Below are 24,763 nucleotides of genomic sequence, written 5' to 3'. Positions count from 1 at the left end.
GTTCGCGGGTCTTCCCGGGGTCGGGGCCGCGGGCGGGGTCAGGTGGTCAGGTGGCCTCGTCGTCGAAGGGCGGGCGCTCGTCCTGGCCCAGCATCTCCGAGCGGCCGCGTCCGGGAGGGCCCAGCGGTTCGGCGAAGTCGTCGTCGAGCTCCTCGCGGAGCCTGCGCACGCCCAGGGGGTCGTCGTCGTCCTCGAACAGGTGCTTGCGCACGAAGGACTTGGGGTTGAGGTCGCGCGGGTCGAAGTCCTTGAACTCCGGGCCCAGCCCCTCGCGCAGGTCGGTCTGCGCGGACTGCGCCATCTGGCGGAGCTGGCGCAGGGTGCGCCCGGCCTGCTGCGCCACCGACGGGAGCTTCTCCCCGAAGATGACCAGGGCCAGGATGGCCAGGACCAGCGCCTCAGGGAGTCCGATGTCGAACAACTGCGCCTCCATGGACAGGGAGGCCGGGATCGGTCCCGGCCCCCCTTAGGGTATCCGCCACCCCAGAGCTGACAAAGCAGCTGGTCAACCCTGACCCAAGGTCACGTCGACCGTCTTCTCCTGTCCGCCGCGGCGGTAGGTGAGCTTCACCCGGTCGCCCGGCGCGTGCGAGGTGATCACCACGACCAGCGACTCGGTGGAGGTGATCACCTTGTCGTTGACCTTGAGGATGACGTCGCCGGGCTTGAGTCCCGCCTGGTCGGCGGGGCCGCCCTTGATGACGCCCTGCTCGCCCTTGAGGATCTGCACGCCGTCGCCGACGTAGGTGCGGTCCATGCTGATGCCGATCACGGTCTTCTTGACCGTGCCGCCCTGGATCAGGGTCTCGGCGACCTGGCGGACCTTGTTGCTGGGGATGGCGAAGCCCAGGCCGATGCTGCCGCTCTCCCCGCCGCCGCTGCTGAGGCTGGCGATCGCGGTGTTCACGCCGATCACCCGGCCGCTGGCGATGTCCAGCAGCGGGCCGCCGGAGTTGCCGGGGTTGATCGCCGCGTCGGTCTGCAGCGCGGTGATCATGCCGGCCTCGGCGTTGCCCTCGCTCTGGGTGGGCACCACCCGGTCCTTGGCCGAGATGATGCCGGTGGTCACCGAGCCGGACAGGCCCAGCGGCGAGCCGATCGCCATCACCTGGTCGCCGACGGCCAGCGCGTCGGAGTCGCCCAGCTCCAGCGGGGGCAGCCCGTGGTCGCCCTGGGTCTTCAGCACCGCCACGTCGTTCTCCGGGGAGTTGCCGACCACGGTGGCCGGCAGCTGCTTCTCGTCGTTGGTGACGAGCGTGACGCTGGAGGGCTGGCCGAGGCCGCCCGCGGAGATGACGTGGTGGTTGGTGATGACGTAGCCGCCCTCGACGACGAAGCCCGTGCCCGAGCTGCCCTCGCCGTTGCCCATGCTGACCTTGATCGTCACCACGCTGGGCAGCACCCGCTGGGCGATGCCCGCCACGGAGTCGGGATCGCGCACCTGGCTCGGGTCGCCGCCGTCGGTGCCCAGGGAGACGTTGCCGGGCCGCTCCTCACCGGTCAGCGCCACCGAGAGGCCGGCGCCGACCGAGCCGGCGACCAGCGCGATCACCAGCGCGGCGATCGCGAAGACGCCGAGACCGGGGGCGCGCTTGGGCGCCGGCGGCGGGCCGGGCACCGGTGCCCAGTTGGGGCTGCCGGGGCCGGAGGGGCCGCCCTGGCCCGGGACGGGCGGCTGGCCGCCCATGCCGGGGACGAGCAGCGGCGGCGGCTGCTGGGGCGGCACCGGGGGCTGCGTGCCCGGCCAGAAGGCGCCCTGCTGGGGCGGGGCGAATCCCGGCCGCTGCTCCGCGTAGGGCGCCGGCTCCCCGTAGGGGGGCGGGGCGTCCTGGTAGGGCGGTGGCGGGGCGTTCTCGGACTCCCGGAAGGAGTCCGGTTGTGCAAAGTTCGGCTGGGGTTCGGACTTCTGCTGCTTGGGCAGTGGCTGTCCCCCCGAATGCCACTGCGACTGGCCGCCGTCCTGCTGATGGACGTTCACGCCGTCCATCATGGTGGCTGCGGGGGCCGCGGCCTGGGCGGCCTCCCGGGAGACCACCAGCCTGTCCGCCGGCGGCTCGGCCGGTGCGTCCGGGGGAGTGAACCCCGGTTCCCCCGGCGACTCCACCGAGCCTCGGCTTTCCTCCGTCATTACCCCACTCCTTGACGAGCCTGAGATGTACGGGCTTATCGTGGCCCGCCCGCCATGTGCTTGCCGTAAGCACCCTAAACGCTAGGCGGAGATAATGCCGAAAGCGGAGAATTCAGCGCTTCTGCTCGTCCTGGCGGCGGGGCAGGCGCACCTGGGAGACCCCGCCATTGTGCACCGAGACCTGGCTCCAGCTGGGTGACACCTTGGGCACCCGCGCGTTGCCGGTGTTCACGTAGGGGGCCGTGCCCGCGCCCAGCGCCGCCAGCGTGGCCGCGCCCGCCACCAGGTAACGCGCCCGCGGCAGCCTCCGCCGCGGGGCCTCCCGCCGCCGATCGCGCGCCGGACGGCCGTCCCTGGGACGGCGGTACCGGGAGGCCTCGGTCTTGCCGTCGCCCGGTTCGTCCAGGCGGTACAGCCGGCGCATCAGCTCGTCACCCGGGACCGGTCCGTCCATTTTGACCTGAGGTGGCCAGAGAAGGTCGGTTTTCGGCGGGTCGGCCGGAGTGTCCCCCAGCCCGTACAGGCGGCCCAGCAGCTCGTTCCCGACGGGGTGGTCCTTCAGCGAGTGCAGTCTGCGCTTGAGGCGGCGCAGCGACTCGGCCTCGCTCCGGCAACCGTCGCAGACCGCCAGATGGGCCAGCGCCCGGTCCCTGCCGTCATGGTCGAGCTCTCCGTCGACCAGGGCGGTCAGACGGTCGCCAAGGCAGCTCACTGGGTGATCCCTTTCCTCTTCTCCGCGGGAGCACGGTGGGCGAGGGCCGCGCGCAGCTGGCCGCGCCCCCGGTGGATGCGGCTGCGGACGGTGCCGAGCTTCACGCCGAGCGTGGCGGCGATCTCCTCGTACGACAGGCCCTCGATGTCGCACAGCACGACGGCGGCACGGTAGTCGGGCGCCAGGGCGTCGAGCGCGGCCTGGACGTCGTCGTCGAAGTTGGTGTCCTCGTACACCTGGGCGGGGGTCTTCTCCCGGCCGGGCAGCCGGTCCGCGGCGTCATCGGCCAGGTTCTCGAAGCGGATGCGCTGCTTGCGGCGCGCCGAGTCGAGGAAGAGATTGGTGGTGATCCGGTGCAGCCAGCCCTCGAACGTGCCGGGCGTGTAGTTGGCCAGCGAGCGGAACACCCGCACGAAGACCTCCTGGGTGAGGTCCTCGGCGTCGTGCTGGTTGCCGGTCAGCCGGTAGGCCAGCCGGTAGACCCGGGCGGAGTGGTCGCGGACGACCTGGTCCCACGAAGGCGGGGACCACTGTGCCGCCGGGGCGTTCTCCCTGCCGACGACTCCTCCGGCCGCGCCCTGAAATGGAACCGCTGAGACAGACATGGTGTCTCAGACCACCCTCTCCTCTTCCGTGCCGAGGGAGCATCGTTTCCTTCGGCTGGTGTTTTTTAGAACGTCGCGGAACGCCACGACGTTCCCGGTCGGCGCTATCGTTTTGCCCCCGGAGGGTTCTTGTGACACGGGAGGCGGCCATCAACGAGGTGCACACCGACGGGGAGTGGTTCTCCCCGGAGGATGAGCCGCTGCGCGAGGCCCGGCGGCTGGGGGAGGAGTTCGGCGCCGATCCGGTCGGGGCGGACGGCGGCGCGGCGCTGCGGTTCGTCGCCTCCCTGATCAGGGCCAGGACCGTGGTCGAGATCGGCTCCGGGTGCGGCGTGTCGGGCATCTGGCTGCTGCGCGGCATGCATCCCCAGGGCGTCCTGACCAGCGTGGACGTCGAGCCGGAGAACCAGCGGCTGGCCAAGCTCGCCTACGCCGACGCCGGATTCGCCGCCGCCCGCACCCGGATGATCAGCGGCCGTGCCCTGGACGTCCTGCCGCGGCTCACCGACTCCGCCTACGACCTGGTGTTCTGCGACGCGATGCCGCGCGAGTACCCCGAGTACCTGGCCGCCGCGCTGCGGCTGCTGCGGCCGGGCGGCGTGGTCGCCTTCGACGACGCCCGCACCCCCCTGGCCGACCCGGCGGACGCGCGGGGCGTGCGCACGACGGCCCGGCTCGTCGCCGAGGACGAGACGCTCATCCCGTTGTTCCTGCCGCTCGGGGACGGCCTGCTCGTCGCACAGAAACGAGGTTGACCATGGCGCCCTCCCCCCTCACCGTCCGGCTGAAGCCCTCCTTCCGCGGTTCGGGCCAGGCCGTCGGGGTGCTGATCCTGCTGTTCTGCTCGGTGATGTTCGTCATCGGCGGGCTGGCCGACCCCGCCAGCGCGGGCGGCGTCGTCTTCCTGCTGCTCGGGGTCACCGGGGTGGTCGCCTTCGGCGCGGTGCTGGCGGTGGTCGCCGGCCACCTGCTGGGGCGCAGGCCGCTGCTCGTCCTGGACGGCGAGGGCGTGCGCGTCCCCGCCAAGTGGCCGCTGCCGCGCTCGCGCGACAGGTTCCTGCCGTGGGGCGAGGTCGCCGCGGTCTGCGCCTGGACCGAGGGGATACCCGGCGGCAAGGGCCTGGCCCACCGGCTGGCGTTCCTGCCCGCCGAGGACAGCCCGCACGCCCGCGCCACCTCCGGCGCGGAGATGCTGCGGGTCAAGACTCAGGGGCTGCCCGGCGTGCCGGTGCTGCGCTGGAGCGTCCCGGTGCTGGACGGCTGGACGGTGCCGCAGGACCGGGTCATCGAGCAGGTCCGCGCCCTGTCCGAGGCGCCGTTCGAGGACCGCAGGATCGGGCTGCCCAAGCGGCGCCGGGTCATCAGGCCGAAGAAGAGGTGAGCCACTCCAGGAACAGCCGCACCCCGTAGCCGGTGGCTCCCTCGCCGCCGCGGGCCGGTCCCGCGACGTCCAGGTGCGCCCACGGGCGGCCGCCGGTGAACTTCTCCAGGAACAGCGCCGCCATGATCGCGCCGCCGCCGAAGCCGCGCTTCTCGATGTTGGCCACGTCCGCGACCTGCGACTCGATGGCCACGCGGTAGTCCTCGGTCAGCGGCATCCGCCACAGCGGCTCCTCGGCGCGCGAGCCCGCCTCCAGCAGCGCGCCGGCCAGCTCCTCGTCCGTGGCGAAGAGCGCGCCGTGCCGCAGCCCGAGGGCGAGCTTGGCGGCGCCGGTGAGGGTGGCGATGTCCACGACGAGGTCGGGCCGCAGCACCTGGTCGGCGTAGGCGAGCGCGTCGGCCAGCACCAGGCGGCCCTCGGCGTCGGTGTTGAGCACCTCGGAGGTGGTGCCGCCGTAGTGGGTGATCACGTCGGAGGGGCGCATCGCCGAGCCGGAGAAGGAGTTCTCGGCGGACGGGACCAGCCCGGTGACCCGGACCGGGACGTCCAGCGCCCGCAGCGCCGACATGACGCCCAGCACGACGGCGCCGCCCGCCATGTCGGTCTTCATGGTCTGCATCGCGGCGCTCGGCTTGATCGAGATGCCGCCGGTGTCGAAGGTGATGCCCTTGCCGACCAGCACGATGTGCCGGCTCGCGCCCTCGGGCTCGTAGGAGAGCTCGATCAGGCGGGGCGGGCGGGGCGAACCCGCGCCGACGGCCAGCAGCCCGCCGAAGCCCTCGGCCGCCAGTTCGCGCTCGTCGCGGACGCGGATCCGAAGGCCCGCGTCGCGGGCCAGGTCTGCGGCCCGGTCGGCCAGCCAGGCGGGGCACTTCTCCAGCGAGGGGGTGTTGGTCAGGTCGCGGGCCAGCGCGGCCGCGGCGGCCAGCACCTCGCCCCGGGCCGACGGCTCGCCGCCGACCAGCACGATCTCCCCGACGGGCTTCTTGCCCTCGCCGGTCTTCATGCTGAAGTCGTAGCCCGCCAGCAGCGCGCCCTCGGTGAAGGCCGTCAGGTCGCCGTCGGGGGCGCGCACCGCCAGCACGTCCTCGCCCTTGGCGCGGCGGGCCAGCGCGGCGCCGGTCTTGCGCAGCGCGGAGGCCGAGCCGTCGCCGGTGCCGTACAGCAGCAGTTCCCGCAGGGCTCCCCCGACCTGGACCGGCAGGGAGACGATCTCGCCGGCCTCGCCCTTGGCCTTGTGGAAGGCCAGCAGCTCGTCCACCGGCAGTCCCGTGTCGAAACCGGGGTCACCGCCCTGGGGCACCGCCAGCAGGCGGGCGCCGGGCACCTGGGCGAGCGGCTCCTCGGCCGCGCGAAGGTGGGTCAGGACGGGCATGACGGCCCCCTAGGGGAGAAAAGCCGGAGACGGCGACGGTGGGAAGAGGAAAAAGAAAAAGGACGAAGACGGCCTCGGTCCCGGCGGCGAGATCTGCCGGGACCGCACGGCCGTGCGGCTCTTCAGCCGACCACTCCGCCGATGGCCTCGCCCAGCTCTCTGGCCTCGTCGGGAGTCAGCTCGACCACGAGCCGGCCGCCGCCTTCCAACGGCACGCGCATGACGATGCCGCGTCCCTCCTTGGTCACTTCGAGCGGACCGTCACCTGTCCGCGGCTTCATCGCCGCCATGCGTGCATCCCCTTCCTTCCCGGCCCAGGGCCGTTCGGGCCCGTGCGAGCCGCTGGCCGCCGAAGCGTCCGCGTCTAGCAGTAGTGGTCCATTATCCCGTGTTCCGGGCGCGAAGTGGTAACGATCAGGTCCGCGAGATCTCCGATGGCCCCTTGTCCTGGCCTTTTTCGCCGCTCCGTCAGGCCCGGTCCCGCCCGAACGGCCCGTCCAGGAAGTCCGGCTCGTCCGGTTTCTTGAGCCAGGACGCGCCCAGGCTCTCCCCCGGCCCGTACGCGGTCAGCTCGGCGATCCGCCGCTCCAGCGCGGCCACCTCGCTCTCCCGGCGCATCAGGGCGTGCACGAGCCGCCCCAGCACCTCGTCGGTGAGCAGCGGGTGGTAGCCCCAGACCCCCTTGGGCAGCTTCACCATCGCCGCGTCCGTCCCGGTCGGCAGCCGGTCCTCCGGCAGCCCCGTCGGCGGCAGCTCCTCGACGGGCTCGCGCAGCTCACCGCCCCGCCCCGAGGCCAGCACGACGGCGGCCGCGACCACCACGACGGCGGCGAGCAAGAGCACTACGGGCACGGGGTCCTCCTTCACCGGTACGACGATCGTGCCATGCTCGAGGATATGAACGCGCGAAACCGCCGTGATCTGGTGTGGACCGGACCTCCCGGGGATCCGGAAGACCTGCTCGACGCGGGCGCCGACCCCGCCGCCGGAGAGCTGGAGGCCCTGGTCGCCGGGGGGCGTCCGGTGAAGGTGACCGTCACCGGAACCGGCTCGGGGGCCCTGGCCGCGGCGGCCGTCTACGCCTGGCTGGGAGCGGCGGCCTTCGAGTACGAGGGCGATCCGGACGAGCTGCGCCAGGTGCTCGACATGGTCTCCGCGATGGCGGGAGCCCGCCCCCCGGCGGTCGGGAGACGGGCTCTGGCCTGAGAGGTCAGCGGCGGCCGCCGATCCGCTGCCAGGGGCCGCGGATGGCGAAGGTGGTGCCGGGGCCCTCCTGGCGGTTGGCGAAGAGGGTGCGGCCGTCCGGGGAGAACGTCACTCCGGCGAACTCGGAGTCGTTCAGGGCGTTGCGGGCCAGCGCGAAGGGCTCGCCCCTGCGGTCGGTGCCGACGAGGAACTGCTCGCCGTCGCCGTCCTCGGCCAGGATCACGCCGCCGCCGTACGGCGAGACGGTGATGTTGTCGGGCGACTCGAACCTCCCGCCCGGCTTGAAGACCAGTTCCAGCTCCAGGGTGTTGCGGCGCGGGTCGTAGGCCCAGACCTGGCCCGCGTGGTCGCCGGCCGCGCCCTCCTCCCTGAGCGCGTAGGAGGCGACGAAGTACGCCTTGTGCCGGCTCCACCAGGCGCCTTCCAGCTTCGACGAGCGGGTGACGTCGTCGAACTGGGCGCGGGTGGAGGTCTTCGCCGCCGACGGGTCGGGCACGTCGAGCCACTGCACGCCCCGCAGGACGGTGCCGGCCTCCATCACCTGGGCCAGGTCGGAGACGCCCGGAACGCGCATCGCCTGCAGGGCGCCGCCCGCCTGGTAGCAGTGGTAGCCGCCGCGGTGCGACCGGGGCAGGAAGCGGTAGAAGAGCCCGAACGGCTCCTCGGCGTCCTCGGTCAGGTAGACGACGTTGTCGCGCGGGTCGATGCAGACGGCCTCGTGCTCGAACCGGCCCAGCGGCTCGATCGGCTCGGCCACGGTCCTGCGGCCGGTCGGGTCGACCTCGAACACCCAGCCGTGCGACTTGGTCTGGGCGTCGAAGCCCTCGGTCTCCTCGCAGGTCAGCCAGGTGCCCCACGGGGTGACGCCGCCCGCGCAGTTGTCGGCGGTGCCGGCGAGGCTGACGTACTGGTCCAGCACCCTGGCCTCGCGGTCCACGTGGATCGTGGTGGTGCCGCCGAAGGCCTCGGGGTCGTAGGTCAGCTCGGGGCGGGCGACGGCCTTGGTCCCGTCCTCCTCCTGCTCGTGGTTGCGCACCAGGCGCAGGTCGTCGTGGCGGCGGCCGGGGAAGGCCGCCATGCCGTCGTGCGCGCCGGGCACGACGCCGCCGCCGGGCAGCGCCTCGCCCTCGGTGGACAGCACCTCGTAGCTGAAGCCGCGGGGCAGGTCCAGGACTCCCGCCGGGTCGGGGACCAGCGGCCCGTAGCCGTACGCCTCGCCCTCGGCCGCGCCGGCCGCGGTCACGAAGACGGAGTCCAGGCTTCCGGCGAGCGCGATGGAGACGGCTCCACCGGCCACGAAACCACGACGGGAAACACTCATGGGTCAGGAACTCCTTGCCGCAGGCATGATCGGCCTTTGCCGACCTCGCGGATCCTGACCCGGCAGGTTGAACGCTCTGTGAGAGCCGTGCGAAATCCGCCGGAACTTCCGAAGTTTCCTGGCGCGCGGCTCAGAACTCCAGGAGTTCCTCGTTCACCCTGCGGTACTCCGACTCCAGCAGGTCGAGGGCCTGGCCCACCTCGGTGGTGTAGGAGACGGCCTCGGCCGCGGCCGGCCGGTTGAAGCCCTCCTCGAGCAGGTGGTCCATCAGGGTGCGCAGCGGCTCGTACACCCCGTACGGGTCCAGGACCACGATCGGCTTGGTGTGGAAGTTCAGGCTGCGGGCCGTCCAGACCTCCAGCAGCTCCTCCAGCGTGCCGATGCCGCCGGGCAGGATGAGGAAGCCGTCGGCCCTGCGGTCCATCTCGGCCTTGCGCGAGCGCATGTCGGGCGTGCGCACCAGCTCGTCGTTCTCGGTGTCGGCGCCCTCCTGCGAGCCGGGCATGCCCGCCGGGACCACGCCGACCGTCCGCCCTCCCCCGGCCCGCGCCGCCCTGGCGACCGCGCCCATGCACGACCTGGTCCCCCCGCCGGTGACCAGGGTGTGCCCCCGCCGCGCCAGTTCGGCGCCCAGCTCCGCCGCCACCTCGACGTGCTTGGCGGCGATGCGGTCGCTGGACGCGCAGAAGACGGTGATCGTCATGGGCAAGGCGGGCCCCTCCGTAATCCCTCGGCTTTTCCGGCGATCATAGGGCCGGAGGGGCTCCGGCGGAGGTCAGCCCCCTACCGGGGTGAAGTCGCGGGACGCCAGGAAGGACGGCCTGCGGCCCGGCGCGGCGTACGGCTCCGCGCAGGCGTTCTCCACGCTGTTGAACACCAGGAAGACGTTCGAGCGCGGGTAGGGGGAGATGTTGCCGTTCGAGCCGTGCATGCAGTTGCAGTCGAACATGACCGCCGAGCCCGCGTCGCCGGTGAACAGCTCGATCCCGTGGGTGTCGGCCAGTTTCGTCAGGCTCTCCGGGTCGGGGGTGCCGACCTCCTGGTCCTTCAGGGACTCCCGGTAGTGCTCGGCGGGCGTCTCCCCCACGCAGGAGACGAACGTCCGGTGCGAGCCCGGCATGATCATCAGCGCGCCGTTGTACGGGTTGTTGGGGGTGAGCGAGATCGAGACGCTCACCGCGCGCATCCGCGGCATGCCGTCCTCGGCGTGCCAGGTCTCGAAGTCGGAGTGCCAGTAGAAGTCCTTGCCGCGGAAGCCGGGCTTGTAGTTGACCCGGCTCTGGTGCACGTAGACGTCCGAGCCGAGGATCTGCCGGGCCCGTCCGACGATGCGCGGGTCGGCGGCGAGCGCGGCGAAGACCGGGCTGATCCGGTGCACCTCGAAGACCGAGCGGACCTCTCCGGACCCCTTCTCGGTGATGAGCCGCTCGTCGCCGCGCAGCGCGGGGTCGCCGGCGAGCCGGTCCAGCTCGGCCCGGTAGCGCACGACCTCCTCCGGGGTGATCAGCCGGTCCGTCGCCAGGAAGCCGTCGCGGTCGAAGCCGCCGAGCTCCCCGGCGGACAGCGGCCCCTCGCCGCCGCCGTGGACCACCGGGTCCACCCGCGCGATCAGCTCGGGGCGGTCGGCGCGGCGCGTGGGGTAGGGGTCGTGGCCGCTCACGCGTCCCCCTCCTCGATCAGCGGGTAGACGCCGTGCTCGTCGTGGACCTCGCGGCCGGTGCACGGCGGGTTGAACACGCAGATCGTGCGGAGCTCGGTGTGGGCGTGCAGGGTGTGCCGCTCGTGCCCGTCCAGCAGGTACATGGTGCCGGGGGCGATGTCGTGGCGTTCGCCCGTCTCCTCGTTCACCAGCTCGCCGGTGCCGCCGATGCAGTAGACCGCCTCGATGTGGTTGGCGTACCACATCGAGGTGCTGGTGCCCGCGTACAGGATGGTGTCGTGCAGGGAGAAGCCGACCTTCTCCCCGGCGAGCACCAGCCTCCTGCTGCACCACGTGGCCGCCTGCACGTCGCGGTCGGTGCCGATGACGTCCTGCAGGGTCTTGACGATCAAGGTCGTGCTCCGTTCTCTCAGGCGTCCAGGGCGGCGGCGACGGACTCGCGCACGATGGCCAGCCCCTCGGTGAGGTCCGATCCGGTGATGGTGAGCGGGGGCAGCAGCTTGGCCACCTCGCCGTCCGGTCCCGAGGTCTCCATCAGCAGGCCGCGCTGGAAGGCCTCGGCGCAGACCCGCCCGGCCACCGGCGGATCGGTGAAGACCAGGCCCTGGGCCAGGCCGCGCCCGCGCCGGGCCGCGATGTCCTTGTCGTGCTCGTCGGCGAGCTCGTCCAGGGTTCCGGCCACCTGCTCGCCCTTGGCGAGCGTCTGCTCGCGCAGGCCCTCGCCCCGCCAGAAGTCCAGGGAGGCGGTCGCCGTCACGAACGCGGGGTTGAACCCGCGGAACGTTCCGTTGTGCTCGCCGGGCTCCCAGACGTCGAGTTCCGGGCGCAGCAGCGTCACCGCCATCGGCAGGCCGTAGCCGCTCAGCGACTTGGACAGGCAGACGATGTCCGGGACGATCCCGGCCTCCTCGAAGCTGAAGAACGGCCCCGTCCGCCCGCAGCCCATCTGGATGTCGTCGACGATCAGCAGCATCTCGTGGCGCTTGCACAGGTCGGCCAGGCCGCGCAGCCATCCGACGCCGGCCTCGTTGAGCCCGCCCTCTCCCTGGAGCGTCTCCACGATCACCGCGGCGGGCTTGTCCAGGCCGCTCCCGTTGTCGGTGAGCATGCGCTCGAACAGCAGGAAGTCGGGAGTGCACCCGTCGAGGTAGTTGTCGTAGGGCATGGTGAAGACGTGGTTGAGGGGCACGCCCGCTCCGCCGCGCTTCATCGAGTTGCCGGTGACCGACAGCGAGCCCAGCGACATGCCGTGGAAGGCGTTGGTGAAGCTCACGACCGTCTCCCGGCCGGTGTACTTGCGCGCGAGCTTCAGCGCGGCCTCGACGGCGTTGGTGCCGGTGGGGCCGGTGAACTGCACCTTGTAGTCGAGGCCCCGGGGGATGAGGACGGTCTTCTGGAACGTCTCCAGGAAGTCGCGCTTGGCCACGGTGTGCGCGTCCAGGGCGTGCACGATCTCGTCGTTGACGAGGTACCCGAGCAGTTTCAGTTTGAGCTGGGGGTGGTTGTGGCCGTAGTTGAGGGTCCCGGCTCCGGCGAAGAAGTCCAGGTAGTCGCGGCCGGACTCGTCGTAGACCCGGCTGCCCTGGGCCTTGTTGAAGACGGTGGGCCAGCCGCGGCAGTAGCTGCGGACCTCGGACTCGACCTCTTCGAAGACGTTCATGTGGTGCCGCCTTTCCTGGCGCTGTCAGGGGTGGGGGTGGAAAGGCCGCTGCTCACGAGGGGAACGGGCCGATACGGAAGAGCACTTCGGGATCGTGGCCGGGCACCGGGAAGTCCTCGGCCGCGAAGAGCTCGCTTCTGCGCAGACCGGCTCCCCGTTCCCGGGCGAACGCCTCGAACAGGCGGGTCGAGGCGGTGTTGTCGGGGGTCACCGTCGCCTCCAGGAAGCGAGCCTGCGGCTTGCCCTCGGCGAGCCAGCCGAGCATCCGCCCGGCCAGGCCGCGGCCGCGGTGGGAGTCGGCCACGGCGACCTGCCAGACGAACAGGGTGTCGGGGGCGGCGGGACGCAGGTAGCCGGTGACGAAGCCGCAGGCCCCGCCGTCGCCGTCCCGGGCCACCACGGAGGTCCTGCCGTGGTCCCGGCACCACAGGAGGTAGCTGTAAGGGGAGTTGACGTCCAGGGCCCGGGACTCGACGGCCAGCCGCCACAGGGCGCTGCCGTCCCCGGGATGCGGGTGGTCGAGGACGATGGTTTCGGACAAGCCGCTGACTCGGGATGGAAGCTCCTTGGTCATGCGAAAAGACCATAGCCACGCCGGTGGGACCCCCCTGGTGGCCGGGAAGGGCGGTCTTGGTTTGGGCCCCGGGATACCGGGTAGGGCTGGCAGGCTCGGCAGCCGCCACGTTCGGCATGAAAGAGCGAATGCCCGAAACGTGCTTGTTCTCCCGCTTCAACAGGCGGTTCGAGAGGAGCCCGCGCGGAGTCGCCCGCTTCTACCCGCGGGGACGACTCTTGAAGAGAGGGAAAGGTTGCCTGATCGGCTTCGTCTAATTTTGTGACGCTCATCACCCATGAGTGATGTGAACCCGTGACCTAACTCAAGCGTCTGGGACGGACCGGAACGGCTCGGTGACGCCTCGTGAGTGATGTTGCGCGGCGAAGGGGGACCGGAATTCCGCCCGAGCCCCCCTTTATTCACTCCGCGGGGATGACCTGGCAGTCGTCGTTGGTGGAGTCGGTGCGCCGGGGCTCCCCCTCCCACCGGATGCCCGTGGCGGGGACGTCGACGAAGGCATAGGTCTCCCCCGCCTCCAGGCAGTCGTCGTGGTCCTTGCCCGCCAGGGTGCCGCCCAGGTCGGTGACGACGAAGCCGCGCCGGGAGTCGAGCGTCACCTTGACGGTGAAGTCCCCGCCGGACCTGACGCGGAAGGGGGCGTCCACCGGGAGCACCCACATCCCCGACGGCTTCTGCTCGACCAGCGCCTGGTCACCGCTGTCCGCGCTGTCGTCCCACCCGTCGATGTAGACGGTGGCGCCCGGCGAGATCTGCCGGAGCGCGGTGTTCTCGGCGGAGCATCCCGCCACCAGCCCGAGGACGGCCAGCGCCCCGGCGAACCGTGTTCTCCATGTCCTCATGGACCGAGGACGGTGCCAGAACAGCCACCACTTTAGATAGTGGACATAAGTGAACTTTCAGCGACAATTCACCCCACCGTTCCCTCAGGTACCCGCCTCCTCCTCGGCGGCCTCGACGGCGGCCCGCTCCTCGCGGCGGCGGTTCCCCTCGCGGTGCGCCTCGACGATCATGTGCACCACCTCGTCGGGGTCGTCGGTGAGGTACAGCAGGTCGGGGTCGTCCGGGGAGATCACGCCCTCGGCGGTCAGCGTGCCGCGGAACCACTCCAGCAGCGGGGACCAGAACTCCCGGCCGACCAGGACGATCGGGAACCGTGTGATCTTGCCGGTCTGCACCAGGGTGAGCGCCTCGAACAGCTCGTCCATGGTGCCGAAGCCGCCGGGCAGCACCACGAACGCCTGGCTGTACTTGATGAACATCGTCTTGCGCACGAAGAAGTAGCGGAACGAGATGCCGATGTCCAGGTGCTGGTTCAGCTCCTGCTCGAAGGGCAGCTCGATGCCCAGGCCGACCGACAGGCCTTCCTCGTTCGCGCCCTTGTTGCCCGCCTCCATGATCCCGGGGCCGCCGCCCGTGATCACCGCGTAGCCGGCCTCCACCAGGCCGCGCCCCACCCGCTCGGCGAGCTCGTAGTACCGCGAGCCGGGCCTGAGCCGCGCCGAGCCGAACACGCTCACCGCCGGGCCCAGCTCGGCCAGCAGGCCGAAGCCCTCCACGAACTCCGACTGGATGCGCAGCACCCGCCACGGGTCCTGGTGCAGCCAGTCCACCGAACCCCGGGTGTCCAGCAGCCGCTGGTCGTGGGTGCTCTCCGGCAGCGCCCTGCCGCGCAGCACCGCCGGGCCCTGCCGGCGCTTCTTCCTGTGTGCCCTGTCCGTGCGATCGTCATCCATCCGGTCACGTTAACCGCCCGAAAGCCCCAACGGACCCGACGCGGAAAGTAAGCTCGCTGAACATGGATCTCTCGATGGACGTGGCCGAGCTGACGCGCACCCTGGTGGACATCGAATCGGTGAGCGGCAACGAGCGGGCGGTCGTCGCGGAGATCGAGGCCGGGCTGCGGGCGCTGCCCTGGCTGGAGGTCGTGCGGGACGGCGACACCCTGGTCGCGCGCACGCACCTGGGCCGCGCCGAGCGCGTCGTGCTGGCCGGCCACACCGACACCGTTCCGGTGAACGGCAACCTGCCGTCCCGGCTGGAGGGCGACACCCTGTGGGGGCTGGGCTCCTGCGACATGAAGGGCGGGCTCGCCGTCCTGCTGCACCTGGCCGCGGTCCTGACCGAGCCCACCCGCGACGTGACGTACGTGGCGTACGAGTGCGAGGAGGTCTCCGCCGACCGCAACGGGCTCAAGCGGCTGGCCGAGACCCGTCCGGAGCTGCTGGCCGCCGACTTCGCGGTGCTCATGGAGCCCACCGACGGCGAGGTCGAGGGCGGCTGCCAGGGCACCATCACGGTGGACGTCACGGCGCGGGGGGCGCGGGCGCACACCGCGCGCTCCTGGATGGGCGCCAACGCCATCCACGCCGTCAAGCCGCTGATCGACCTGCTGGACGCCTACGAGGCGCGCCGCCCCGTGGTCGACGGCATCACCTACCACGAGGGGCTGAACGCCGTCTTCGCGCGCGGCGGCATCGCCCGCAACGTCGTGCCCGACGAGTGCGTGATCTCGGTGAACCACCGCTTCGCGCCCGACCGCGACCTGGCGGCCGCCGAGGCCCTGCTGCGGGAGCTGTTCGAGCCCCTCGGCTACGAGGTCGAGGTCGTCGACCGCAGCGAGTCGGCCCGCCCCGGCCTGCTGCACCCGGCCGCGCAGGACTTCGTCCGCGCCGTCACCGCCCTGGAGCCCGCCGAGGCGATCGAGGCGGGGCGGGTGCGGGCCAAGCTCGGCTGGACGGACGTGTCGCTGTTCTCGGCGCTGGACGTCCCCGCGGTCAACTACGGCCCCGGGGACCCGACGCTGGCCCACCACAGGGACGAGCGGGTCTCCCTGGCCACGGTGCGCGACTGCGAACGGCGCCTGCGCGCCTGGCTGACCTGAGACCCTGGTTGTCCTGAACGGTTATGGGAAAAAGGTACGGTCTGGTCATGGGTGGGCGGGGCTTGGCCATCGTCGTCACGGTGGTGGTGCTGGCGGGTGCCCTCGGGTTCGGCGGGTACCGCCTGTTCTCCGAGGTCGACAAGGCGCTGATGGGTGAGGGCTGCACGGCGACGGCCGCGGCCGGGGACATCCAGCTGGAGGTGGAGCAGGCGGCGAACGCCGCGACGATCGCGGGCGTGGCGCACCGCGAGAAGCTCCCCCGGCGCGCGCTGGTGATCGCCTACGCGACCGCCGAGCAGGAGTCGCACATCGAGAACCTCGCCTACGGCGACCGCGACTCCGTCGGCATCTTCCAGCAGCGCCCGTCCCAGGGCTGGGGCACTCCCGAGCAGCTGCAGGACCCGGTGTACTCCACCACGAAGTTCTTCGACGCCCTGGTGAAGGTGGACGACTACGCCGAGCGCGAGGTGCACGACGCGGCCCAGCTCGTCCAGCGCAGCTTCGACGGCAGCCTCTACGCCCAGCACGAGGGGATGGCCGAGATCCTCACCACCGGATTCGCCGGGGAGTCCCCCGCCGCGATCACCTGCTGGTACCGGCAGAAGGAGGAGGTCTCGCCGCGGCCCGAGGACTCCGCCGCGGAGCTGCGCCGCACCTTCGGCAGGCGTTTCGCGCAGGACGGGCAGGCCATCAGGCTGCCCGCGAAGGCCTCCGCGGCCACCGGCTGGTCGGTGGCGACCTGGGCGATGACCCACGCCCGCACGTACGGGTTCAGCGAGGTGCGCTTCGACGGCCGGCGCTGGAGCCCTGAGGAGGGCCAGGAAGGCTGGCTGAAGGACGCGGCCGCCCCCGCCGACCGCGTCCTCCTGGGCTGAAACACCGACCTGGGGGACGACCCCCGGACCCCCGCAGGCGGACCGGCCGGTCCTCGCTTCGCTGCGGTCGTCCGGCCGCGGGTCAGAAGACCAGCACCGGCTTGACCACCGCGCCCTGGCGGGCGGCGGCGATCGCCTCGTTGATGTCGGCGAAGGCGTAGGTGCGCACCAGGCGTTCGACGGGCAGCCGCCCCTGGCGGTGGTACTTGATCAGCTCGGGGATGAAGCGCTGCGGGATGCCGTCGCCCTCGATGGAGCCGCGGATGCTCCGGCCGTTCATCAGCGCCCTCTGGTCGAGCTCCACCGGGTTGCGCCGTCCGGTGAAGCCGAGTGTCACGCACTCGCCGGGGCCGGCCAGCGCGCTCACGGCGGCCTTCACCACGTCGGGACTGCCGACGCACTCCACCGAGTGGTCCATGGTGCCCCGCGGCGCGTCGGCGGGCTCGACGGCCTCGGTCGCGCCCAGCTCCAGCGCCAGGGCACGGCGTTCGGGGTTGGGGTCGATCGCCACGATCCGGTCGCAGCCGGCGATGTGCGCGGCCATGACGGCGCTGAGCCCGACCGCGCCGAGGGCGAAGACCGCCAGGGACGAGCCCTTCCGCGGCTTGAGCACGTTGAGGACGGCTCCGGCGCCGGTCTGCACGCCGCAGCCGAGCGGGGCGAGGAACTCGAAGGGCAGGTCCTTGGCGACCCGGATGACGTTGCGCTCGCTGGTGAGGGTGAAGGTGGCGAAGGAGGACTGGCCGAAGAAGCGCTCCCCCACGTAGTTCAGCTCCAGGAAGCGCGCGCAGTAGGCCATGCGCCCCCGCGCGCAGTTGGCGCACTCGCCGCACCAGGCGTAGCTGAGCACGACGTGGTCGCCGGGCTCGACCGCCCCGACCTCGGCGCCCACGGCCTCCACGACGCCCGCGCCCTCGTGGCCGAGGATCTGGCCGGGCACGACGGGCCGGTCGGCGGCCACCAGGTCGGTGTGGCAGACGCCGGTGGCGACCAGCCGGACCAGGACCTCGTCGGGGCCCGGCTCGGCGAGGTCCCGGGTGCGCAGCTCGAAGGGGCCTCCGGGCTCGCGGAGGTCGGCGACGGTAGCGACGTAAGTCATGGCTTACTTATAGCCGATGCGCCCTCGGGCGCCGCCGGGTAGGCCGGGTTCGCCACGGCCAGCTTCGCCGCCACCGCCTCCAGCAGCGCCGCGCGGACCTCGCCGTACCGGCCGTCCAGCTCCCCGGCCCGGATCGCCCGCGCCAGCTCGGCGTCGGAGCCGAAGCCCAGCGCGGCGAGCCGCTCCCGGTGCTCCTCGGCCTGCGCCGGACCCAGCTCCAGCTCCCGCTCCACCATGGTCAGCAGGTTGGCGGCGACCAGCGCGTGGAAGCGCCGCCGCCCCGAGGCCTCGGGCAGGACGTCCCGCTCCAGGAACTCCCTGACGGCCTCCACCAGCCCGCGCGCGGCGGGCACGTCGTGCGGTCCGGGCATGGCGCGCTCTCCCTTCACAAGACAGAATGCGATTCTAGTCACAGGAAGGGCAGAGACATGAGCTTTGAGGTGCCGGCGTCGGTGCGGCCGCTGCGGGACGCCGTCCACGCGTTCCTGACCGAACGGGTGGAACCCAACGAGAAGGCCCTCCAGGAGGGGGACACGGACCTGCTGCACGCGCTGCAGCGGGAGGCCAAGGCCGAGGGCCTGTGGGCGCTCGGGCACCCGAAGGAGCTCGGCGGGGGCGGCCTGCCGTTCATGGACTACGTCTACGTCAACGAGGTGCAGGGCCGCAGCGAGTTCGGGCAGATCGCCCTGGGCACCTACACGCTCCAGGACTCGCTGATGCTGCACAAGTACGCCGCCCCGGCGCAGCGCGAACGGTTCCTCATGCCGCTGGTCCAGGGGGACATCTCGCCCAGCTTCGCCATGACCGAGCCGGGCATCTCCAGCTCCGACCCGACGCAGTTGCGCACGACGGCGACCCTGGAGGACGGCGAGTGGGTCATCCGCGGCCGCAAGTGGTTCACCACCGGCGCCGCTCGGGCCGCCTACACCACGGTCATGTGCCGCACCGAGGAGAACGCGAGCCCGTACCTGTCGTTCAGCATGATCCTCGTGCCGACCGACACGCCCGGCTACACGATCGTCCGCGACACGCCGGTCCTCGGCCTCCACGACGGCCACTACGAGGTGCTCTACGACGAGGTGCGGGTGCCGGAGGAGAACCTGCTCGGCCCGCGCGGCCACGGCTTCGTCATCGCCCAGGAGCGGCTCGGGCCCGGCCGGATCTTCCACTGCATGCGCTGGCTCGGCCAGGCCCAGCGCGCCTTCGACCTCATGTGCGAGAGGCTGCACCGGCGGGAGGCCTTCGGCGGCCCGCTCGCCGACAAGCAGCTGCTCCAGCAGCACGTCTTCGACTCCTACACCGAGATCCAGGCGGCGCGGCTGCTCACCCTGCACGCCGCCCACAAGATCGACTCCGGGGACCAGGCCCGGGTGGAGATCGCCGCGATCAAGGTGGCGGGCGCCCGGATGCTGCACAACGTCATCGACCGCGCCATCCAGGTGCACGGCGCCGAGGGCCTGACCGAGGACACCCCCCTTGACCGCATGTACCGCCACGCCCGCGCCGGACGCGTCTACGACGGCCCCGACGAGGTCCACATCGGCCGCACCGGCCAGCGCATCCTCAAGGAGTACGCCAAGGGCGGCCGCTGGACCTTCTGACCCGCGATCCGCGCGACCGCGGAACACGGTCCGTCCGGCCCCGGGGCCCCTGGGCCGGACGGACCCGTCCAACCCAGGACCGGCATCCCGGCCCGAGACCCGGCATCCCGGCCCGGCACCCGGCGTCCCGACCCGAGACCCGGCCCGGGTCTCGGGCCGGGTGGTCCTCAGGCCAGGGCCTGGAGCAGGTCCCACTCGTTCTCGGCGACCCGGCGGCCCAGGGCGGCCAGTTCCACCGAGCGCTCGCCGCCGATCAGGTGCCGCCGCGTCTGCAGGGCGCAGATGACGCCCCAGCGGAACACGCCGAACAGCTCCCACCAGCGCACCGCGTCCCGGTCGACCTCGGTGCCCGAGGCGCGCTCGTAGGCCTCGACGAGCTGCTCGTACTCGCCGAACCCGCCGACGGGCAGCGGCGAGCCGAACCGCCAGGCCTTGGCGCACAACCAGCCGAGGTCCTCCAGCGGGTCGCCCAGGTGGGACAGCTCCCAGTCCAGGACGGCCCGCACCCCGTCGTGGCCGATCATGAGGTTGCCGTTGCGGAAGTCGCCGTGCACCACGACCTGCCGGGTGCTCGGCGGGCGGGTCAGCGTCAGCCGCCGCAGCGCCAGCTCCAGCGCGGGGTAGGGGGTGCCGAGGCCGTCCAGGACGGCCGTCCACGCCGCCAGCTGGTCGCCGCCGGGCAGGTCCGGCACGGATGCGGGCGGGATGCGGTGGATCGCCGCGAGGATCTCCCCGCACTCGGCGGCCAGGCCCGCCCTGGCCCCGGCCAGTTCGGGCGAGCGCAGGACGCGGCGCGGGATCGTCTCGCCCTCGATGTAGGTCATCACGATGTGCTCGGGCCCTCCCGAGGAGCCGTCGCCCGCGGTGATGATCTCCGGCACCGGCGCGCCGGCCTCGCGGGCCGCCCGCATGAGCGCCGCCTCGCGGGCCAGCGGGCTGCTGACGTCGTTCGCCCCCGGCGTGGCCAGCCGCAACACCAGCCGGTGCCGCTCCCCCGCCGCGGTGACCGCCTCGAACACGCTGGTCAGCCGGGACGCCCCGCCGCTGTCCCGGCGCAGCCCCTCGACGCGCACCCCGGGCCCGTAGTGCTCCGCCAGGCCCGCCAAAACGGGCCGAATCTCATTCGGTAGCTCCTCCACGGCCGCCATGCTAGGCGCGGGCACGGCCCGGAGAGAAGGGGTCTCAGGCGTCCACCGGATACCGCAGGGCGCGCAGCACGGCGCGGGTCATCGCCGCCACCCCGTTGGTGTTGGGGTGGAACGGCGCGGCGCGCATGCCGGGGAGGAGCGGCTCCACCCAGCGCCTGTCGTCGTCGCGCTGGCACATGTCGTGGCCGGGCGCCGACAGGTCCAGGAACACCGCGCCGTTGGCCCTGGCCTGGCGGGCGAGCATCGTGTTCAGCCGCCGCTGCACGTTGCGCACCATCGCCACGTCGCCGCGGGCGAACGGGACGCGCGGGTAGCAGCCGTGGCCGGAGGACGGGACGAGCATCGGATAGCCCAGCACGTAGACCTCGGCCAGCGGGGAGCGCTCGCGGATCCGGCGCAGCGCCGCGCCGAACCGCGGCCCCGTCCGGGCGAAGGCCTCGGCGAACGGGTCTCCGCCGCCGTCGCGCCGCAGCCGCTTGCGGCACGGCGCGCCGTTGGGGTCGGTGAGGCTGAGGAGCGCGCACGTCTTCCACTTGTCGAAGCCGATGTCGTTGCCGCCCATGGTGAGGGTGACCAGCGTGGTGTCCGCCTTCAGCGCGTCCAGCTGGGGCGGGTTCTCGCCCTGCCGGCTCGTCAGGTGGCGCAGGGCCGCGCCGGAGCAGCTCACGTCGGTGAAGTCGCGGGGGTGCAGCTTCAACGCGATCCGCCCCGGGTAGTTCAGCTCGGAGCGGCGGCACTTGGCCGGTGAGCCGGGGCGGACCCGGGAGACGTAGGGGGCCGAGGTGTAGGAGTCGCCGAGCGCCACGTAGCGCAGGGGCACGTCCGCCCGCGCCGGGACCGGACTCTGCGGGCCGAGCAGCAGGCCGGCCGTGGCGGCGGCGCACGTCGTGTACTTGAGCAGGAGACTGTCGCGCACAGTCACCAGTTGAACACCCGGGCCGGGCGGTTCGCAGAACCGGTGCGGCGTGCGGATCGCGGGGTGCGGCGAGCGGCCGATCGGGCAGAATCCCCACAGGAAGATCACTGAAGCGACCGGAACGAGGAGACTGGCATGCGGATCGGAATCTCGATGGACGAGCGCGGTGGACCCGACGCCCTGGAGCGCTTCACCGACGGAGTGCGGCGGGCCGCGGACGACGGGTTCGCCTCGGTCTGGATGAGCCACATCTTCGGCATGGACGCGCTGACCTGCCTGGCCGTCGCCGGCAGCCGGGTGCCCGGCATCGAACTGGGCACGTCCGTGGTGCCGACCTACCCGCGCCATCCCGCGGCGCTGGCGCAGCAGGCCAGGACCACGGCACTGGCACTGGGCGGGCAGCGCCTCACCCTGGGCGTCGGCCTCTCCCACAAGATGGTCATCGAAGACATGTTCGGGTACGACTTCGACCGCCCCGTCCGGCACATGAAGGAGTACCTGTCGGTGCTCGCCCCGCTGCTGGAGGGCGAGCACGTCTCCTTCTCCGGCGAGACCGTCAAGGCGCAGATCGGCCTGTCGGTGCCCAACGAGGGCCGCGTGCCCGTCGTCGTGGCCGCCCTCGGCCCGAAGATGCTGAAGGTCGCCGCCGAGCAGGCCGACGGCACCATCCTGTGGATGACGGGGCCCAAGACCGTCCGCGACCACATCGTGCCGACCATCAGGTCCGCCGCCGAGGCCGCCGGGCGTCCCGACCCGCGCGTCGTGTGCATCCTCCCCGTCGGCGTGACCGACGAGGTGGAGGCCGCGCGCGCCCGTGCCGGAGAGGTCTTCGCGGTCTACGGGCAGCTCCCGTCCTACCGCGCGATGATGGACCGCGAGGGGGCCGCCGGGCCCGCCGACCTGGCCGTCCTCGGCGACGAGGACACCGTCGCCGCCGCCATCGCCGACCTGAAGGACGCGGGCGTCACCGACTTCGTGGCCGGCGGTTTCCTGTCCGGCAAGGACGGGGAGCGCACCCGCGCCCTCCTCAAGAGCCTGCTCTGACCCTGCAGAACCGAATGCCGCCCTCCCGCGTCTACTGGTAGGAAGTCTGCTGGAGGGTGGCATGGCGCAGTCGATAGTCGTGGTGGATCCGCAGATTCCGCAGGAGGAGCAGCGGATTCTGAAGAGCGCGCCCGAGGCGTTGTACGGCCCGATGGAGACGGTCCCCGAGCCGCGCCTCGGCGGCCGGACGGGACGCGACGCGTTCTTCGCGCTCTGGCAGGCGCCGGTCTGGACGTTCCTGCCCGGCCTCATGGGCACCTTCCACGGGTCCCGGGTCAGAGCCGCCGGGCTGGCCGCCCAGGCGGTGCTGATCGGGGCGCTGGCCTGGCAGCCCCGGTCCGTCTTCACCGCGCTCGTGCTCGCCGTCCTGCCGGCGGCCTTCCTGGTGCTCCTCGCGCTCTGCGGGGAGGACGCCGCCGGCAGACTCGCCCGCCTCCGCCACGGGCATTACGTGCAGTACGGCGACCTCGCCCAGAAGTACCGCTCCCTGCTCTACCGGGCGGCGAAGGCCGTCGAGACCGTCCTGGAGTCGGAGGTCAACGCCCACGGGCTGCTCGACGACGTGCGCAACACCGTCACGCTGCCCGCGCAGCGGTGGGAGATCGCCCAGACGCTGATGGAGCTCGACCGGCTCACCGACGAGCATGAGGGCACCAGGGCCGACGACCCCCGCGTGGCGGAGCTGCTGGCCCCGCAGAAGGAGATCCTGCGCCTGGCCACGGCCTCGGTGACCGAGCGGATCGCGGCGCTGGAGGAGTACGCGGCGCAGACGCGGGCCGCGGACGAGGCGCTGGAGCAGTGGCGGACGATCCAGCGGCTCGCCGCCAACGGCGACGCCTACCAGGAGCTGCTGGCCCGCACCGTCCGCGACGAGCTGGCCCTGGTCGAGATCGGCGGCCTGACCGAGCAGGCCAGGATCGTCGAGGAGGCGCTGCGCGCCAGCGTCGCCAAGGCCCGCCGCACCGGGCTGTCCCTCGTCCCCGAGCTGAAGGCGGGCTGACCGATGGCCGAGCGCACCCCCGTGCCGCACGATCCCCGGGCGGGCTTCTCGCGCAGCGGCCACCGGCTGTTCTCCCCGGTGCCCGGCTGGGTCAACGCGATCGGAGCCCTCCTGCTGGTGATGACCGCCTTCGTCCTGGTCATGGCGGCCGCGGGAACGTCCTGAGCCAGGATCACCCGAATCCGAGGGAGATCCGCGGCAGCACCAGCCACATGCCCGTCGTGTACCACCAGAGCGCGGCGAGCGCCGCCAGCCCGGCCGTGCCGAGGAAGACCCGCCACGGCGGCAGCGCCCGCCACGGCGGGACCCAGCGGGTGCGCGGGCTGAACGCCTCCAGCGGGGAGAGCCGGCCGAGGAAGCCCAGCGCGAGCATGCCGGGACCGGCGAACGGCGCCACCGCCAGCATCCCCGACGCCCAGAGCACGCCGACCCCCAGCATGCCCACCGAGACGACCCCCGCCGCCACCATGCCGATCGCGAGGAAACCGCGGGCGAACTGCCCGAACGCGACGACTCCGGTGGCGATCTGCCCGATCGCGATCACTCCGTTCGCCACCTGCCCGATGGCGATGATCCCCGTGGCCTCCTGGCCCACCGCGACGAAGGCGACGTCAGACCCGTCCGCCGTGAAGATCCGCATGAGCGGAGCATAAACCGCGCACAACCCTGCGCACCGCCTTTTCCGCCGCGGATCAGGTGCTCGGTTCCAGCTCTTCGAGGGTGCTCAGGAGGGTGCCCAGCGTGGCGCCGAGGGGCGCGTCGAGGCTGATCAGCGCCTCGGCGTCGGCGCGGGTGGCGCCCTGGTTGACGATGGCGACCGGGACGCCCAGTTCGCCGGCCCTGACGACGAAGCGGTAGCCGGAGCGGACGGTCAGGGAGGAGCCCAGGACCAGCAGGAGGCCGGCGGCTGCGGTCAGCGCGAAGCAGGTGTCGACGCGGGGCCTCGGCACGTTCTCGCCGAAGAAGATCACGTCGGGTTTGAGCACGCCGCCGCAGGAGGCGCAGTCCACGATCTCGAAGGAGCGCACGTGCTCGTCGCCGACGCGGGCGTCGCCGTCGGGGTTGACCCGGCCGCCGACCGCCGCGCCGACGAGGTCGGCCCAGCCGGGGTTGGCGGCCTGCAGCCGGGCGTCGAGCAGCTCGCGCGGGGTGCGCTCGCCGCAGCCCAGGCAGACCACGCGGTCCAGGCCGCCGTGCAGCTCGATCACCTCGCGGGCGCCGGCCGCCTGGTGCAGCCCGTCCACGTTCTGGGTGATGATCCCCGAGACCAGGCCGCGCCGCTGCAGCTCGGCCACCGCCCGGTGGCCGTGGTTGGGCGCCGCGCCGGTCAGGGCCCGCCAGCCCAGGTGGCTGCGCGCCCAGTACCGGCGGCGCGCCTCGACGCCGCCGGTGAACGCCTGGTAGGTCATCGGCTCGGACCGCCGGGCCCGCCCCGTCACCCCGCGGTAGTCGGGGATGCCCGACTCGGTGGACAGCCCCGCCCCGCTCAGCACCACCACCGAGCCGTCGGCGACCAGCTCGGCCAGCAGCTCCAACCCCGTGTCGCTCATCATCTCCATAGTGCCTCAGCCCGC

The 24,763-nt window shown here is 72.3% G+C and carries 30 protein-coding genes; 9 read left to right on the top strand and 21 right to left on the bottom strand.

The window, feature by feature from the left end; all coding sequences use genetic code 11:
• Window positions 1-46: 46 nt before the first annotated feature.
• The 4 genes from C2865_RS17510 to sigE form a co-directional block, all read right to left on the bottom strand.
• Window positions 47-421 carry a sec-independent translocase gene (locus tag C2865_RS17510; protein WP_106399564.1) on the bottom strand — a complete coding sequence of 125 codons (375 nt, stop codon included), beginning with the start codon at window positions 419-421 and terminating at the stop codon, window positions 47-49.
• Window positions 422-505: 84 nt separating this feature from the next.
• A complete protein-coding gene (locus tag C2865_RS17505) occupies window positions 506-2,128 on the bottom strand; it encodes a S1C family serine protease (protein ID WP_106399563.1) in 1,623 nt (540 codons plus the stop codon).
• A gap of 112 nt (window positions 2,129-2,240) precedes the next feature.
• Entirely contained in the window at window positions 2,241-2,840 is a 600-nt protein-coding gene (locus C2865_RS39445) for an anti-sigma factor family protein (protein WP_157963776.1), read from the bottom strand.
• Window positions 2,837-3,445 carry an RNA polymerase sigma factor SigE gene (gene sigE / locus C2865_RS17495; RefSeq protein WP_106399562.1) on the bottom strand — a complete coding sequence of 203 codons (609 nt, stop codon included), beginning with the start codon at window positions 3,443-3,445 and terminating at the stop codon, window positions 2,837-2,839. The genes C2865_RS39445 and sigE overlap by 4 nt, the downstream gene beginning before the upstream one ends.
• A gap of 131 nt (window positions 3,446-3,576) precedes the next feature.
• Here sigE and C2865_RS17490 point away from each other — a divergent pair, with 131 nt between their 5' ends.
• Complete coding sequence (locus tag C2865_RS17490) at window positions 3,577-4,200, top strand: O-methyltransferase (RefSeq protein ID WP_232835670.1); 624 nt, start codon at window positions 3,577-3,579, stop codon at window positions 4,198-4,200.
• Between the two features lie 2 nt (window positions 4,201-4,202).
• Window positions 4,203-4,826, top strand: a complete 624-nt coding sequence (locus C2865_RS17485) for a hypothetical protein (protein ID WP_106399560.1) — start codon at window positions 4,203-4,205, stop codon at window positions 4,824-4,826.
• On the opposite strand, the gene C2865_RS17480 is transcribed toward C2865_RS17485, so the two are convergent.
• The 3 genes from C2865_RS17480 to C2865_RS17470 form a co-directional block, all read right to left on the bottom strand.
• Window positions 4,807-6,201, bottom strand: coding sequence for a leucyl aminopeptidase family protein (locus C2865_RS17480; protein WP_106399559.1), 1,395 nt, complete (start codon window positions 6,199-6,201; stop codon window positions 4,807-4,809). The two genes, C2865_RS17485 and C2865_RS17480, sit on opposite strands and share 20 nt — an antisense overlap.
• A 122-nt stretch (window positions 6,202-6,323) precedes the next feature.
• A complete protein-coding gene (locus C2865_RS17475; RefSeq protein ID WP_106399558.1) occupies window positions 6,324-6,491 on the bottom strand; it encodes a DUF3117 domain-containing protein in 168 nt (55 codons plus the stop codon).
• A gap of 178 nt (window positions 6,492-6,669) precedes the next feature.
• Window positions 6,670-7,053: a hypothetical protein gene (locus C2865_RS17470; RefSeq protein WP_157963775.1), complete on the bottom strand. Its 384-nt coding sequence runs from the start codon at window positions 7,051-7,053 to the stop codon at window positions 6,670-6,672.
• A 45-nt stretch (window positions 7,054-7,098) separates the two neighbouring features.
• Here C2865_RS17470 and C2865_RS17465 point away from each other — a divergent pair, with 45 nt between their 5' ends.
• A complete protein-coding gene (locus C2865_RS17465) occupies window positions 7,099-7,407 on the top strand; it encodes a hypothetical protein (protein WP_106400027.1) in 309 nt (102 codons plus the stop codon).
• A gap of 4 nt (window positions 7,408-7,411) precedes the next feature.
• Here C2865_RS17465 and C2865_RS17460 read toward each other — a convergent pair whose 3' ends face one another.
• The 8 genes from C2865_RS17460 to C2865_RS17425 form a co-directional block, all read right to left on the bottom strand.
• Window positions 7,412-8,728 carry an alkaline phosphatase PhoX gene (locus C2865_RS17460; protein WP_106399556.1) on the bottom strand — a complete coding sequence of 439 codons (1,317 nt, stop codon included), beginning with the start codon at window positions 8,726-8,728 and terminating at the stop codon, window positions 7,412-7,414.
• A 130-nt stretch (window positions 8,729-8,858) separates the two neighbouring features.
• On the bottom strand, window positions 8,859-9,431 hold the full coding sequence (locus tag C2865_RS17455) for an LOG family protein (RefSeq protein WP_106399555.1): 573 nt from the start codon (window positions 9,429-9,431) through the stop codon (window positions 8,859-8,861).
• A gap of 72 nt (window positions 9,432-9,503) precedes the next feature.
• Window positions 9,504-10,388 carry an ectoine hydroxylase gene (gene thpD, locus C2865_RS17450; RefSeq protein WP_106399554.1) on the bottom strand — a complete coding sequence of 295 codons (885 nt, stop codon included), beginning with the start codon at window positions 10,386-10,388 and terminating at the stop codon, window positions 9,504-9,506.
• A complete protein-coding gene (locus C2865_RS17445; RefSeq protein ID WP_106399553.1) occupies window positions 10,385-10,780 on the bottom strand; it encodes an ectoine synthase in 396 nt (131 codons plus the stop codon). Before C2865_RS17445 ends, thpD begins: the two co-directional genes overlap by 4 nt.
• A gap of 17 nt (window positions 10,781-10,797) precedes the next feature.
• Window positions 10,798-12,048: a diaminobutyrate--2-oxoglutarate transaminase gene (gene ectB, locus C2865_RS17440; protein WP_106399552.1), complete on the bottom strand. Its 1,251-nt coding sequence runs from the start codon at window positions 12,046-12,048 to the stop codon at window positions 10,798-10,800.
• Window positions 12,049-12,100: 52 nt separating this feature from the next.
• On the bottom strand, window positions 12,101-12,622 hold the full coding sequence (gene ectA, locus C2865_RS17435) for a diaminobutyrate acetyltransferase (protein WP_106399551.1): 522 nt from the start codon (window positions 12,620-12,622) through the stop codon (window positions 12,101-12,103).
• A gap of 401 nt (window positions 12,623-13,023) precedes the next feature.
• Complete coding sequence (locus C2865_RS17430) at window positions 13,024-13,464, bottom strand: hypothetical protein (protein ID WP_157963774.1); 441 nt, start codon at window positions 13,462-13,464, stop codon at window positions 13,024-13,026.
• An 84-nt stretch (window positions 13,465-13,548) separates the two neighbouring features.
• Window positions 13,549-14,358, bottom strand: a complete 810-nt coding sequence (locus tag C2865_RS17425; RefSeq protein ID WP_106399549.1) for an LOG family protein — start codon at window positions 14,356-14,358, stop codon at window positions 13,549-13,551.
• Between the two features lie 62 nt (window positions 14,359-14,420).
• Between C2865_RS17425 and dapE the strand changes: the two genes are divergently transcribed.
• Both dapE and C2865_RS17415 read left to right on the top strand, forming a co-directional pair.
• Entirely contained in the window at window positions 14,421-15,506 is a 1,086-nt protein-coding gene (gene dapE / locus C2865_RS17420) for a succinyl-diaminopimelate desuccinylase (RefSeq protein WP_106399548.1), read from the top strand.
• A 47-nt stretch (window positions 15,507-15,553) separates the two neighbouring features.
• Window positions 15,554-16,381, top strand: a complete 828-nt coding sequence (locus tag C2865_RS17415) for a hypothetical protein (protein ID WP_106399547.1) — start codon at window positions 15,554-15,556, stop codon at window positions 16,379-16,381.
• Between the two features lie 82 nt (window positions 16,382-16,463).
• Here C2865_RS17415 and C2865_RS17410 read toward each other — a convergent pair whose 3' ends face one another.
• Both C2865_RS17410 and C2865_RS17405 read right to left on the bottom strand, forming a co-directional pair.
• On the bottom strand, window positions 16,464-17,480 hold the full coding sequence (locus C2865_RS17410) for an NAD(P)-dependent alcohol dehydrogenase (protein ID WP_106399546.1): 1,017 nt from the start codon (window positions 17,478-17,480) through the stop codon (window positions 16,464-16,466).
• Window positions 17,477-17,851, bottom strand: a complete 375-nt coding sequence (locus C2865_RS17405) for a DUF6285 domain-containing protein (protein ID WP_106399545.1) — start codon at window positions 17,849-17,851, stop codon at window positions 17,477-17,479. The genes C2865_RS17410 and C2865_RS17405 overlap by 4 nt, the downstream gene beginning before the upstream one ends.
• Before the next feature lie 57 nt (window positions 17,852-17,908).
• On the opposite strand from C2865_RS17405, the gene C2865_RS17400 reads away from it, so the two are divergent.
• Window positions 17,909-19,081 (top strand): acyl-CoA dehydrogenase family protein, encoded by a 1,173-nt coding sequence (locus tag C2865_RS17400; protein WP_106399544.1) that lies wholly within the window; start codon window positions 17,909-17,911, stop codon window positions 19,079-19,081.
• 167 nt (window positions 19,082-19,248) lie between these two features.
• Here the strand turns inward: C2865_RS17400 and C2865_RS17395 are convergent, their stop codons facing one another.
• Window positions 19,249-20,187, bottom strand: a complete 939-nt coding sequence (locus C2865_RS17395) for a phosphotransferase family protein (protein ID WP_232835668.1) — start codon at window positions 20,185-20,187, stop codon at window positions 19,249-19,251.
• Between the two features lie 76 nt (window positions 20,188-20,263).
• Window positions 20,264-21,145 carry an SGNH/GDSL hydrolase family protein gene (locus tag C2865_RS17390; RefSeq protein WP_157963773.1) on the bottom strand — a complete coding sequence of 294 codons (882 nt, stop codon included), beginning with the start codon at window positions 21,143-21,145 and terminating at the stop codon, window positions 20,264-20,266.
• A gap of 135 nt (window positions 21,146-21,280) precedes the next feature.
• On the opposite strand from C2865_RS17390, the gene C2865_RS17385 reads away from it, so the two are divergent.
• From C2865_RS17385 to C2865_RS39440, 3 genes are all read left to right on the top strand, one after another.
• Complete coding sequence (locus tag C2865_RS17385; protein ID WP_106399542.1) at window positions 21,281-22,189, top strand: LLM class F420-dependent oxidoreductase; 909 nt, start codon at window positions 21,281-21,283, stop codon at window positions 22,187-22,189.
• 61 nt (window positions 22,190-22,250) lie between these two features.
• The gene (locus C2865_RS17380) at window positions 22,251-23,189 is read left to right on the top strand and encodes a hypothetical protein (protein WP_106399541.1); all 939 of its coding nucleotides are present in this window, start codon (window positions 22,251-22,253) and stop codon (window positions 23,187-23,189) included.
• A 3-nt stretch (window positions 23,190-23,192) separates the two neighbouring features.
• Window positions 23,193-23,354, top strand: coding sequence for a hypothetical protein (locus C2865_RS39440; protein ID WP_157963772.1), 162 nt, complete (start codon window positions 23,193-23,195; stop codon window positions 23,352-23,354).
• A gap of 7 nt (window positions 23,355-23,361) precedes the next feature.
• Here the strand turns inward: C2865_RS39440 and C2865_RS17375 are convergent, their stop codons facing one another.
• Together C2865_RS17375 and C2865_RS17370 are read right to left on the bottom strand one after the other, a co-directional pair.
• A complete protein-coding gene (locus C2865_RS17375; protein WP_106399540.1) occupies window positions 23,362-23,829 on the bottom strand; it encodes a hypothetical protein in 468 nt (155 codons plus the stop codon).
• 52 nt (window positions 23,830-23,881) lie between these two features.
• Window positions 23,882-24,739, bottom strand: coding sequence for an NAD-dependent protein deacetylase (locus C2865_RS17370; RefSeq protein WP_198653403.1), 858 nt, complete (start codon window positions 24,737-24,739; stop codon window positions 23,882-23,884).
• Window positions 24,740-24,763: the final 24 nt, after the last annotated feature.

The sequence above is a fragment of the Actinocorallia populi genome (genome assembly GCF_002995495.1).
GTDB classification, from domain to species: Bacteria; Actinomycetota; Actinomycetes; order Streptosporangiales; family Streptosporangiaceae; genus Actinocorallia; species Actinocorallia populi.
Note: the sequence above shows the minus strand (reverse complement) of the source record. Positions and strands in the feature narration are given on the sequence as shown.

Coding starts and splice junctions, on each gene's coding strand:
- C2865_RS17505 (WP_106399563.1), bottom strand. CDS start 2,128: ATGACGGAGGAAAGCCGAGGCTCGGTGGAGTCGCCGGGGGAACCGGGG.
- sigE (WP_106399562.1), bottom strand. CDS start 3,445: ATGTCTGTCTCAGCGGTTCCATTTCAGGGCGCGGCCGGAGGAGTCGTC.
- C2865_RS17485 (WP_106399560.1), top strand. CDS start 4,203: ATGGCGCCCTCCCCCCTCACCGTCCGGCTGAAGCCCTCCTTCCGCGGT.
- C2865_RS17480 (WP_106399559.1), bottom strand. CDS start 6,201: ATGCCCGTCCTGACCCACCTTCGCGCGGCCGAGGAGCCGCTCGCCCAG.
- C2865_RS17475 (WP_106399558.1), bottom strand. CDS start 6,491: ATGGCGGCGATGAAGCCGCGGACAGGTGACGGTCCGCTCGAAGTGACC.
- C2865_RS17465 (WP_106400027.1), top strand. CDS start 7,099: ATGAACGCGCGAAACCGCCGTGATCTGGTGTGGACCGGACCTCCCGGG.
- C2865_RS17460 (WP_106399556.1), bottom strand. CDS start 8,728: ATGAGTGTTTCCCGTCGTGGTTTCGTGGCCGGTGGAGCCGTCTCCATC.
- C2865_RS17455 (WP_106399555.1), bottom strand. CDS start 9,431: ATGACGATCACCGTCTTCTGCGCGTCCAGCGACCGCATCGCCGCCAAG.
- ectB (WP_106399552.1), bottom strand. CDS start 12,048: ATGAACGTCTTCGAAGAGGTCGAGTCCGAGGTCCGCAGCTACTGCCGC.
- ectA (WP_106399551.1), bottom strand. CDS start 12,622: ATGACCAAGGAGCTTCCATCCCGAGTCAGCGGCTTGTCCGAAACCATC.
- C2865_RS17430 (WP_157963774.1), bottom strand. CDS start 13,464: ATGAGGACATGGAGAACACGGTTCGCCGGGGCGCTGGCCGTCCTCGGG.
- C2865_RS17425 (WP_106399549.1), bottom strand. CDS start 14,358: ATGGATGACGATCGCACGGACAGGGCACACAGGAAGAAGCGCCGGCAG.
- dapE (WP_106399548.1), top strand. CDS start 14,421: ATGGATCTCTCGATGGACGTGGCCGAGCTGACGCGCACCCTGGTGGAC.
- C2865_RS17415 (WP_106399547.1), top strand. CDS start 15,554: ATGGGTGGGCGGGGCTTGGCCATCGTCGTCACGGTGGTGGTGCTGGCG.
- C2865_RS17410 (WP_106399546.1), bottom strand. CDS start 17,480: ATGACTTACGTCGCTACCGTCGCCGACCTCCGCGAGCCCGGAGGCCCC.
- C2865_RS17405 (WP_106399545.1), bottom strand. CDS start 17,851: ATGCCCGGACCGCACGACGTGCCCGCCGCGCGCGGGCTGGTGGAGGCC.
- C2865_RS17400 (WP_106399544.1), top strand. CDS start 17,909: ATGAGCTTTGAGGTGCCGGCGTCGGTGCGGCCGCTGCGGGACGCCGTC.
- C2865_RS17385 (WP_106399542.1), top strand. CDS start 21,281: ATGCGGATCGGAATCTCGATGGACGAGCGCGGTGGACCCGACGCCCTG.
- C2865_RS17380 (WP_106399541.1), top strand. CDS start 22,251: ATGGCGCAGTCGATAGTCGTGGTGGATCCGCAGATTCCGCAGGAGGAG.
- C2865_RS39440 (WP_157963772.1), top strand. CDS start 23,193: ATGGCCGAGCGCACCCCCGTGCCGCACGATCCCCGGGCGGGCTTCTCG.
- C2865_RS17375 (WP_106399540.1), bottom strand. CDS start 23,829: ATGCGGATCTTCACGGCGGACGGGTCTGACGTCGCCTTCGTCGCGGTG.
- C2865_RS17370 (WP_198653403.1), bottom strand. CDS start 24,739: ATGAGCGACACGGGGTTGGAGCTGCTGGCCGAGCTGGTCGCCGACGGC.